Source organism: Ancylomarina sp. (genome assembly GCF_041555295.1).
Classification (GTDB): Bacteria; Bacteroidota; Bacteroidia; order Bacteroidales; family Marinifilaceae; genus Ancylomarina.
This window is the reverse complement of the sequence record NZ_JBFFKR010000118.1, coordinates 1-10,052: the sequence shown is the minus strand read 5'-3', so window position 1 is coordinate 10,052 and position 10,052 is coordinate 1. Positions and strand designations below refer to the sequence as shown.

Here is a 10,052-nt window from a genome sequence, read left to right as displayed (position 1 = left end):
TGATTTTTGTACGCAAATAAATAAAGAATTGAGCAACAAGAGCTTTGTTAATATATCATAAATACCTTCATGTCTGAATTACATTTCTAGACTGAAATTCAGTATTTATAGCTATATTTGCCATACAATCGAAGAAAATATAAAAAGCATTAACACAAGGAATTATGGCATTACCAGGTTTTTTTAAAAAGCCAGAGCATAAAAGGTTTAATATTGAACCTCGCTATTGGGATCCAGCTAAAGAAGAGCGCGAGGAGAGAGAGAATCGCATTAAGGCCGAGTTGGGAATGACAGACGATAATGGTCAGTATATTCCGAATATTAAGGGACAGATGAGACGTTCTCTGCGTCATAAGAATACTGATGTAAGACATTCAAATAAAAAATCGAATATTCGTCTCTTCATAATCTTAGTAATTTTGCTCATTATTGCTTTTGGCTATGTATTTGGTTGGGATCTCTCAATACTTAAAATGTAGCGAGCTAATTGAAACGAAACTTTATTTTTGAAGCTTCGTTTTGTTTTATTTCCCTTTTGATAGTGGGAAAATAAGGAATATTTATCTCACATTTAATTCTATATGTCCGATATTATACAAATACTTCCAGATTCAGTTGCAAACCAAATTGCCGCGGGAGAGGTGGTTCAACGTCCGGCTTCAGTCGTAAAGGAATTGGTCGAAAATGCAATTGATGCGGGAAGTACTGCCATAAAAATAAACTTAAAGGATGCGGGTAAAACTTTGATCCAAATTATTGATAATGGTTGTGGTATGTCAGCTACTGATGCCCGATTATCTTTCGAGCGCCATGCCACATCTAAGATTAAAGCAGCTAAAGACCTATTTGCTATTCGTACCATGGGGTTCCGTGGCGAAGCTTTGGCTTCAATTGCGGCTATTGCAAATGTTGAACTAAAAACGAAACGAACAGAAGACGAGTTAGGAACGCATCTTGTGATTGATGGTTCTGAACTGATCTCTCAAGATTCTGTTGCTTGCCCATCGGGAAGTAATTTCATCGTTAAGAATCTTTTCTTTAATGTTCCTGCGCGCCGTAAATTTCTGAAAGCGAATTCTACAGAGCTTCGAAATATAATTACTGAATTCCAAAGAATCACGTTATCGAATCCTGATATTGAGTTTCAGTTGATTCATAACGATGTTGAGATTTACAACTTGACACCTAGTAATAGACGCCAGAGAATTAGTAATGTTTTTGGTCGTAGTATTAATACCAGATTGATAAGTATCGATACCAATACCAGTATTGTTAAGCTTACTGGTTTTATTGGAAAGCCTAAGAATGCTAAGAGAAAATCCGATGAGCAGTTCTTTTTTGTGAACAACCGCTATATGCGTCATCCTTATTTTCATAAGGCTGTACTACTAGCATACGATAAAATATTACCACCTGATACAGTACCACCTTATTTCATCTTCTTTGAGGTTGATCCCAATATTATTGATATCAATATTCATCCTACCAAAACAGAAATTAAGTTTGAGGATGAACAGGCGATTTTTCAGATTATTCAAGCTTCAATTCGCGAAGCATTAGGGAAATTTAATATTGTCCCTTCTATCGATTTTGATGAGGATAACAGTTTGGAGATTCCAGTTGCCAATCAGGATTCAAGCGAGATTGGTGTGCCGATGATTAAGGTAAACCATGAATTTAATCCTTTCGAGGCTGATACGACTTATAATCCCTTTGCAGGAGAAAAAACGTACAACCCTTTCGAACAAGAGGTGAATTCAATAGAGCATAATCAATTTTATCAGGAATTTAAGCCGAAGTCTAAACCCTCACAAAGTTCCAGTCCGAAGAAAGATGTTCCAAAAGATTGGGATAAGCTTTATCAGGATAGAGAACCTGATTTGATTCCTGATTATCCAATTGGAGGACAAAAAGAGGTGAAGCGACCTCCTATGCCAGATTATTTTCAACCTAAGGAAGCGCCTCAGAATCAGATACAGCAACAGATTTTCCAAAGGGAGAATAGTGCTAATTCACAGAGCTTTTTTCAGTTGAAGAACAAATATATTCTAACACCTGTTCGTTCTGGTTTAATGATAATTGATCAGCGAAAAGCACATGAACGTATTTTATTTGAGAAGTTTAGAAACTCGGTTGAGAATAATCAAGGTATAGCACAACAAACCCTATTTCCTCAAACCATTGAGTTTAATGCTTCTGATTATACCCTTTTGCAAGTGATTATTGAGGATGTTAAAGCCCTGGGTTTTGATATCAGAGAGTTTGGAAAGAAAACTTTTGTGATAAATGGGACACCAGCTGATATTCAAAATGGTGACCCTAAGGAATTACTTGAGAATCTTTTGGAGAACTATAAGGTGAATCAATTGGATGTTAAGGTGAAAGTTCGTGAGAATTTGGCCAAAGCTTTAGCTAAGGCATCAGCTGTGAACTATGGAAAATCGCTTAGTTCTGCAGAGATGAGTGCCATTATTGATCAACTCTTTGCTTGCGAAACACCTAACTATACACCTGATGGGAAAACCATAGTTTCGGTTCTGGAAACACAAGAACTTGACAAACGTTTCAGGTAAATACTGACAACTTGACTTTAATTCCAATATTTTGTTTCTTGGTATGGCTCTTGTAAGACTAAAGACCTGCTGTAGAAATAAGTTTTTATATTGAGATAGAATCGATATTGAGAACTGGAATTGTAAGCATCATCTAAATATATTGATATGAGTAATTTTAAATCGTCATTATTAAATCTGCCTCCAGTCGTTAAAAATCTCTTGATAATAAATGCACTGATGCTTTTAGCAACATGGGTTTTAGGACAAACAGGCATTGATTTAAGCAAAATATTAGGTCTGCACTTTTTTGCATCGGAGTATTTTAAGCCTTTTCAGTTTATAACGCATATGTTTATGCATGGAGGTTTCTCCCACTTGTTTTTTAATATGTTTGCCCTTTTCATGTTTGGCAGGGCATTGGAGTCTGTTTGGGGACCTAAGCGATTTTTAATCTATTATATGCTAACCGGACTTGGAGCAGCAGCTTTGCATACTTTCGTATTGTGGTTAGATTATGCTTCCGTTATGAAGGCTTTTACAGCTTTCTCAAACACACCAACGCCAGAATTATTTTCAGCTATTATTAAAGATAGTTTGGGAAGACCTTCGGCTTGGGTTTATGATTTTGCTGATAAGTGGGCTGATAATCCTGATAGTATAGCTTATGCCAATCAGGGCATTGAAATTGCTCGTCGTGCAATTACTGAAAGTATTAATGTAACAACAGTTGGGGCTTCTGGAGCAGTGTATGGTATTTTACTGGCTTTTGGGATGTTATTTCCTAATACCGAGATGATGTTAATATTCCTACCTATTCCAATTAAAGCGAAGTATTTTGTAATTGGCTATGGAGCTATTGAGCTTTATCTTGGATTCCAGCAAACCGCAGGCGATAATGTGGCTCACTTTGCTCACTTGGGAGGTATGTTATTTGGTTTTATCCTGATTAAATACTGGAATAAACATTCCAATCGTTTTTATTAGTCTATAGCTATACGATAAATCAACAATTAGCGTTCATTTAAAAAGTTAGGGAAGTTTTCTATTGGCTTTTTATTGACTCATTTGATATCCGAAAAAAAACATGAATTTCAACAATCCATATCAATCCTATTCTCATCAAAGTATTTGGGCAGGCATTAAGAATTCTTTCAAAGAGGGTAGTACGCTTAGTAAGTTAATTTATATCAACTTGGGAGTATTCCTACTTGTGAAGGTAGCGGCTGTTATTGCTTTTCTCTTCGGGGTAGCTCCTGGGGAAGGAAACTTTGTATTGAATTGGTTAATACTACCTGCTGATACTTCAGAACTTATATACCGTCCTTGGACCGTATTTACCTATATGTTTCTGCATGAAGGATTTTTTCATATCCTATTCAATATGCTTTATTTGTATTGGTTTGGGCAAATTTTCCTAAATTTTCTCGATCAGAAAAAATTGTTGAGTATCTATTTATTAGGAGGTTTAACAGGGGCTTCTATTTTTGTTTTTGCTTTCAATATTTTCCCTGTATTTCAAGAAAGTTTACCTTTTACTGTCGCTCTGGGAGCATCGGCATCGGTTATGGCTGTTGTATTTGCCACAGTTAGTTATTCCCCAAATTATATTGTAAATTTAATATTCATTGGGCCTGTTAAGCTCAAATATATTGCCCTTTTCTTTATTCTATTGGATATTATTCAATTACCACAAGGTAATGCTGGCGGACATTTAGCTCACTTGGGTGGTGCTTTTTATGGCTGGTTCTTTATTACTCAATTACGAAAAGGGAAGGATATATCTTTGGGCTTTAACCAGATGATGGAGACCGTTTTTTCTTGGTTTAAGTCGAAAAAGAAGATGAAGGTGACTCATAAAAGAGCTCGTACTGCTGACGATAAGGCTTACAATAAAGCTAAGAAACAAAAGCAAGAAAATCTAAACGATATTCTTGAAAAGATATCTAAATCGGGTTACGATAGTTTATCTAAAGAGGAGAAAGAAGTTCTTTTTAAGTCGAGTAAGGATTAAAAGGGATAGAGTCTAAAAAGTATAAAGATTAAAGTATTTAAAGTTTTCCTTTGCGAGTTTTGCGTGGAATCATATCATACAAAATATAAAATTTGAAGAAAATATTGCACAAAGGACTGGTCGTTTTTAGCTTGATTTTCTCAGGAGCACTTCTAATATCCTATTCTGCAGCTTATATAAATCCTGGAATAATTGGTTTTCCAGCCTTTTTCGGTCTAGCGTTTCCTTATCTCTTAGTTGTCAATCTTCTTTTTGTCATTTATTGGATGTTCCGCCGTAAGTGGAGTTTTCTACTGCCTCTTATCATCATTCTTATTGGTTATGGTAGCTTAAGTGACTTCTTTCAATTAAGTGGAGGAGATAAGACTATTTTAGCTGGTTCTGAGCAATTAAATATCCTATCGTATAATGTGCGTTCATTCGATAGATATAATTGGACTAAAGACCCCAATACGCCTCATAATATTATCAAGTTGATTAACTCTCAAAAACCAGATGTTGTTTGCTTGCAAGAATACCGAAGTACCTCTAACGGTTTATTATCGCTTACCAATCTTAAGAAGGAATTGGGGATGAAATATGTGCATTATAGCAATATAAAGAATGGTGTTGCTATTTTTTCAAAACATCCTATTGCTAAAAAAGAAAGTCTATTCTTTGGGGACGAGCATTTGTGTAAAGCAATTTTTGCTGATATTTCGATAAAGGGTAACCTGTTTCGAATCTACAACCTTCATCTGGAATCAAATCGTTTTGTAGGTAAGAACTATAAGTTTATCAAGAAAGATGAATATCAAGGCAACGAAGAAGATTTGGATGAGATTAAGGATATTTCTTCACGTTTGAGTCTTGCATTTGCACGAAGAGCTGAACAAGCGCTTCAAATTAAGGAACACATTAAGCAATCGCCAAATCCGACATTTGTTTGTGGTGATTTTAACGATACGCCCAATTCCTATACTTATCATCAATTATCTAAGAATATGAACGATGCTTTTGTTGAGCAAGGCAAAGGTATTAGTACAACTTACTCTGGTGATTTTCCTTCATTTCGTATCGATTACCTTCTTTATTCCAATGGTATAACTTGTACCAATTACGAACGGATACGCAAGCGTTATTCCGATCACTATCCTATCTGCGCAAGTTTTGTTTTAGATTCAATTTAGGACGATCCATTCTCACCCATTCATTTTATCTTTTTTTATCATCATAACATAGTGGTCCGCCATTTATTTTACGATTTGATAAATATTATTTCTCATGTAATTTTTACTGAAAAGCCTATCGTTGTTGTTTAATGCGATAGTAATGAAGCTGTTCGAAAACGAAGAGTAGGCGATTAGTAACTAAATAATTGACATTTCTAATATTATTTACTTAAATTAGGATGTGATTTTAGTTAAATAAGTTGGTTGCCTGCAAAGAATCGAGGAGTTCTTAACTCTTCGTTTCTTTACTTTTTAAAAAGAAGAGAAAAACTGAAGCTTAGACAGAAAAAAGTTGTTCAGGGGAAAGTTGAAATTGCAAAAGGGTAAGCTGTAATAGAACAAGGGAATCCTGAAATTGATCAGGGTAAAGCTAAAAAGCACCAGGGGAATGCAGAAAACCTTTAGGGGAATCCTGAAATTGATCAGGGTAAAGCTAGAAAGCACCAGGGGAATGTAGGAAACCTTTAGGGGAATGTAGAAATTTACTAAGGGAATAAGGAAATCTGTTCTTTTTCAAGAATAGGATGACAAAGTAACATGTTGGTAGGGGAGATTAGAGACTAGGGTTTGGATTGAAATTATTTTAATCATCATAGTATAAATCAAACTAATCATTAAAAGATGAGTACTTTTTATAAGTTTAGACAGGAAGAGCTTCCTATAGTGGGAGAGATTCTATTACAAATGTTTACAAGAGATCGTAGTGCCTTCGAAAACTTTTCTGCTGAGTACAACGATGAATTCCTAAATGAGGTAAGTAATCAGATTAAAAAAGTGAATGATCTGACTCAGGCACCTACACTAACTGCCGAAATTAAGAAAACCACAGCAGATCTGTACGAATGTATTGACGGTATTATACCAAAACTCGATTTGATTGCTGCTTACGCACAACGAGCAAACAAATCTTTAAATATAAAAGCTGCTGATATTGGCGTGAAACAAGCCAAAAAAGAAATCAAAAAAAGAAATATTGAAGGTTACTGTTTAAAAGTAAAGGTTGTTGAGCAGCATATAGCCAATAATATTGAAGCTTTAAAAGCCAAAGGTTATAAGGAAATTCTGGGAACCGAATTGGCTGATATGACCAAGCAGAGCTATGATTTAAACCTTCTTCAGGAAGAGAAAATAAGAGAGAAGAAAGAATTGGTTTTAAACAATCATGCTGAGTTTAATAAGCTTTGGGAAATTTTGAGTGATCTTTCTAAAACGGGCAAGCTGATTATGAAGGCCAATAAACAGAAGAGTGAAGATTATATGTTTACGCATATTATCAATCATGTACGAAAGCCTAAGGCTGCTACTGTCATTAAAAATATGATTGAACCCGTTGTTGAAGAAGTCAAAGAAGAAGTTGTTGCTGAAAAAGCGGTTTCCTAATTCGATGATACTAGATAATTGCCATATTGAGTAAATGTTAATAGAGTGTTTTTTGTCGCTTAGAACACCCGATATTTATGGTAATAAAAAAAGGACTTCCCAATTGGAAGTCCTTTTTGTATATGGTATAGATTGGGTTTATTTAGGATCGTATCCCCATTTAATGAAGATTGAACCCCAAGTAAAACCGGCACCAAATCCTGATAGGATAATGTTATCGCCTTTTTTTAGTTGGTTTTCCCATTCCCATAAACACAATGGAATTGTCGCTGAAGTTGTGTTGCCATATTTTTCAATATTGATCATCACTTTCTCTTTAGCTAAGCCCATGCGCTTGGCAGTGGCTTCGATAATACGATTGTTTGCCTGATGAGGAACCAACCATGCCAAATCTTCGGCAGTTAGGTTATGTTTAGCCATCATTTCAACAGATACATCTGCCATGTTAGAAACCGCGTGTTTAAATACGTGGTTACCTTCCTGATAGATGAAGTGCTCACGATTATCAATTGTTTCGTGACTTGCTGGTTTGCATGAACCTCCGGCTTTTTGGTGCAAATGCTTGCGGCCAAAACCTTGAGTATGCAACATTTCATCAATAATACCTATGTTCTCAGTAGTCGGTTCTAAAAGAACAGCTGCTGCCCCGTCACCAAAAATGGGACAAGTTTGACGATCGGTATAATCTACAATTGAAGACATCTTTTCAGCTCCAACAATGACGACTTTCTTATACATTCCAGATTGGATGTATTTAGAACCTGTAGCCAAAGCAAAAAGAAAACCTGAACAACCTGCATTTAAATCGAAACTAAAAGCATTGTTTATGCCTAATTTATCGCTAATAATGTTTGCTGTAGCAGGGAATTGCATATCCGGTGTTACTGTAGCGCAAATCACCAAATCAACTTCTTCAGGAGAGGTGTTGGTTTTCTTAAGCAATTCTTCAATTGCTTTAGCTCCCAAATCGGAAGTCCCTTTTCCTTCGCCTTTAAGAATTCTTCTTTCTTTAATACCAATTCGGGTCATGATCCACTCATCGGTTGTATCAACCATGGTGCTCAGTTCTTCATTGGTAAGAATATAGTCAGGAAGATAAGCCCCAACTCCCGTAATTACTGCGTTTATCTTTGTCATTACTATGCTTACTTATTATTCTTTTGATCAAAATAGCCTGCAATTATAATCAAAATGACTACGAATTGCAAAGCCCACAATCATAGGGGATAAAATAATTAACCACAAAAATACTAATAAGAAAAATTGCCCCAAAGATTGTTCTAAGGAGCAAATTTACTATTGCGTTAAACCTTATCCGAAAGAATTAGGTTATGCTGTAACTTCTTTTTCAATCGCTAATTTACCTCTATAGTATCCGCACTCAGGGCAAACAGTGTGATATTTAGTAGTTGCTCCACAATTTGAGCAAGATGCTAGAGTAGCAGGAGTGGCTTTAATATGAGTTCTTCTCTTACCTTTTCTCTGCTTCGATGTTCTGTGTTTTGGATGTGCCATTTTTCAACCTATTAAACTATTTATTATCAATCAATTTTTTTAATTCATTCCATCTCGGATCAATTTCTTCTTGTTCTGAGTGGTTTTCTAGTTTTTGCATCATTTCTTCGTTACAAGTGCTGAAACCATCTTCGTCATCTGGATGGATGAAGTTGATAGGGAAACTCAGCAAGATTAACTCGTAAATGTATTGAGCAATTTCAATCTCATTTTCAGATTCTGGCACAACAACAACGTCGTCAGCCAACTCTTCATGTTTATCGCCAAACTTAATAAAAAGAGTAGACTCTCCTTTTACTTGAAATGGGAAACGATCTAAACAACGATCGCAAACCACATTAATCTCTCCTGCAATCTCTATAGTGAGTGTCATTACAAGGGTTCTCTTTAAAAGCGTAACTTTTATCGGAATACTACCTTGAAAATCATTCTCGAATTGAAAATGCTCAAAGAATTCTTCGTCAGCCATGAATTCGAATTCATGAGTGTCGTCTTCTAATCCTTTGAAAGGAATCGTGTATTTTGCTAAATAATTCAAATTGCTCAAATAAAACTTTGCAAAAGTATGTAATTTCTAATAGCTATCCTCAAACTCGATCATCTTTTTTTCTCAAAAAGTATGGATTTTTGACTAAAGAGATTTCGCTGAAACGACTTAGTGTTCAGTTTGATGGATTTAATATAGTCATTTGATTGAAATTAGAACTCGTAAATAGAGGTTTCTTCTCTCTCAAATGGGCTGCAAAAATAGGTAGAAATTACCGATTCAAGAATTTTTTAAGCAGTTTAAATAATCAAAAGCGCTTATTTGTAGGCAATAGTATCCGAATGCAGCTGCCTTTGCCTAGTTCAGAGCGATACACAAATATTTTTCCACCATGATATTCTTCAATGATACGCTTAGCAAGTGAAAGGCCTAAACCCCATCCGCGCTTCTTGGTGGTGTAGCCTGGTTCGAATATGGCATGATATTGCTTCTTGTGCATACCCTTCCCTGTATCACAGATATCTAAGCATAAATTATTTTGCAATTTTTGTAGATCAAAACTCAATCGGCCTGCGCCACTCATGGCATCGATGGCATTCTTTGTTGTGTTTTCAATAACCCACGAAAAGAGCTCTTTATTTAAGGCAGTTTTGCAGTCTATGCTTTCATCAATATTTACGGAAAACTCAATTTTATTGGATGATCTTTTTTTAAGGTAGTTGATGCTATCTTCTAATATTTGTTTGATATCATTGGAAACCAGTACAGGTCTGGATCCGATTTTTGAGAATCGCTCAGCGATTACTTCCAGTCGCTCTACATCTTTACCCATCTCCTGAGTCAAGCTTTTGTCAATATCAGAGTCTTTAAGCAGTTCCATCCAGGCAAGAAGA

General features: G+C 35.6%; 10 protein-coding genes. 6 read left to right on the top strand and 4 right to left on the bottom strand.

All coding sequences use genetic code 11. The features are described from left to right. Window positions 1-164 precede the first annotated feature (164 nt). The 6 genes from ABY905_RS09805 to ABY905_RS09780 all read left to right on the top strand — a co-directional run bounded on the left by ABY905_RS09805 (window position 165) and on the right by ABY905_RS09780 (window position 7,157). Window positions 165-479, top strand: coding sequence for a hypothetical protein (locus ABY905_RS09805; RefSeq protein ID WP_372643086.1), 315 nt, complete (start codon window positions 165-167; stop codon window positions 477-479). Window positions 480-581: 102 nt separating this feature from the next. Further along, entirely contained in the window at window positions 582-2,573 is a 1,992-nt protein-coding gene (mutL, locus tag ABY905_RS09800; RefSeq protein ID WP_372643084.1) for a DNA mismatch repair endonuclease MutL, read from the top strand. A 147-nt stretch (window positions 2,574-2,720) separates the two neighbouring features. Continuing rightward, window positions 2,721-3,539, top strand: coding sequence for a rhomboid family intramembrane serine protease (locus tag ABY905_RS09795; RefSeq protein ID WP_372643082.1), 819 nt, complete (start codon window positions 2,721-2,723; stop codon window positions 3,537-3,539). 100 nt (window positions 3,540-3,639) lie between these two features. Next, complete coding sequence (locus ABY905_RS09790) at window positions 3,640-4,566, top strand: rhomboid family intramembrane serine protease (RefSeq protein WP_372643080.1); 927 nt, start codon at window positions 3,640-3,642, stop codon at window positions 4,564-4,566. A gap of 92 nt (window positions 4,567-4,658) precedes the next feature. Further along, window positions 4,659-5,735, top strand: coding sequence for an endonuclease/exonuclease/phosphatase family protein (locus tag ABY905_RS09785; protein WP_372643078.1), 1,077 nt, complete (start codon window positions 4,659-4,661; stop codon window positions 5,733-5,735). Window positions 5,736-6,398: 663 nt separating this feature from the next. Beyond that, window positions 6,399-7,157 carry a hypothetical protein gene (locus tag ABY905_RS09780; protein ID WP_372643076.1) on the top strand — a complete coding sequence of 253 codons (759 nt, stop codon included), beginning with the start codon at window positions 6,399-6,401 and terminating at the stop codon, window positions 7,155-7,157. A 138-nt stretch (window positions 7,158-7,295) separates the two neighbouring features. Here the strand turns inward: ABY905_RS09780 and ABY905_RS09775 are convergent, their stop codons facing one another. The 4 genes from ABY905_RS09775 to ABY905_RS09760 all read right to left on the bottom strand — a co-directional run. Continuing rightward, window positions 7,296-8,294 (bottom strand): beta-ketoacyl-ACP synthase III, encoded by a 999-nt coding sequence (locus ABY905_RS09775; protein ID WP_372643073.1) that lies wholly within the window; start codon window positions 8,292-8,294, stop codon window positions 7,296-7,298. Between the two features lie 192 nt (window positions 8,295-8,486). Next, window positions 8,487-8,672: a 50S ribosomal protein L32 gene (gene rpmF, locus ABY905_RS09770; RefSeq protein ID WP_154199488.1), complete on the bottom strand. Its 186-nt coding sequence runs from the start codon at window positions 8,670-8,672 to the stop codon at window positions 8,487-8,489. A gap of 16 nt (window positions 8,673-8,688) precedes the next feature. After that, window positions 8,689-9,210 carry a DUF177 domain-containing protein gene (locus ABY905_RS09765; RefSeq protein ID WP_372643071.1) on the bottom strand — a complete coding sequence of 174 codons (522 nt, stop codon included), beginning with the start codon at window positions 9,208-9,210 and terminating at the stop codon, window positions 8,689-8,691. Window positions 9,211-9,466: 256 nt separating this feature from the next. Continuing rightward, window positions 9,467-10,052 (bottom strand): ATP-binding protein (locus tag ABY905_RS09760; protein WP_372643067.1); only part of this gene is annotated, 586 nt, incomplete at its 5' end.

Bases quoted from the DNA above. Each gene is read 5' to 3' on its own strand.
- ABY905_RS09805 (WP_372643086.1), top strand. From the start codon at position 165: ATGGCATTACCAGGTTTTTTTAAAAAGCCAGAGCATAAAAGGTTTAAT.
- ABY905_RS09790 (WP_372643080.1), top strand. From the start codon at position 3,640: ATGAATTTCAACAATCCATATCAATCCTATTCTCATCAAAGTATTTGG.
- mutL (WP_372643084.1), top strand. From the start codon at position 582: ATGTCCGATATTATACAAATACTTCCAGATTCAGTTGCAAACCAAATT.
- ABY905_RS09780 (WP_372643076.1), top strand. From the start codon at position 6,399: ATGAGTACTTTTTATAAGTTTAGACAGGAAGAGCTTCCTATAGTGGGA.
- rpmF (WP_154199488.1), bottom strand. From the start codon at position 8,672: ATGGCACATCCAAAACACAGAACATCGAAGCAGAGAAAAGGTAAGAGA.
- ABY905_RS09775 (WP_372643073.1), bottom strand. From the start codon at position 8,294: ATGACAAAGATAAACGCAGTAATTACGGGAGTTGGGGCTTATCTTCCT.
- ABY905_RS09795 (WP_372643082.1), top strand. From the start codon at position 2,721: ATGAGTAATTTTAAATCGTCATTATTAAATCTGCCTCCAGTCGTTAAA.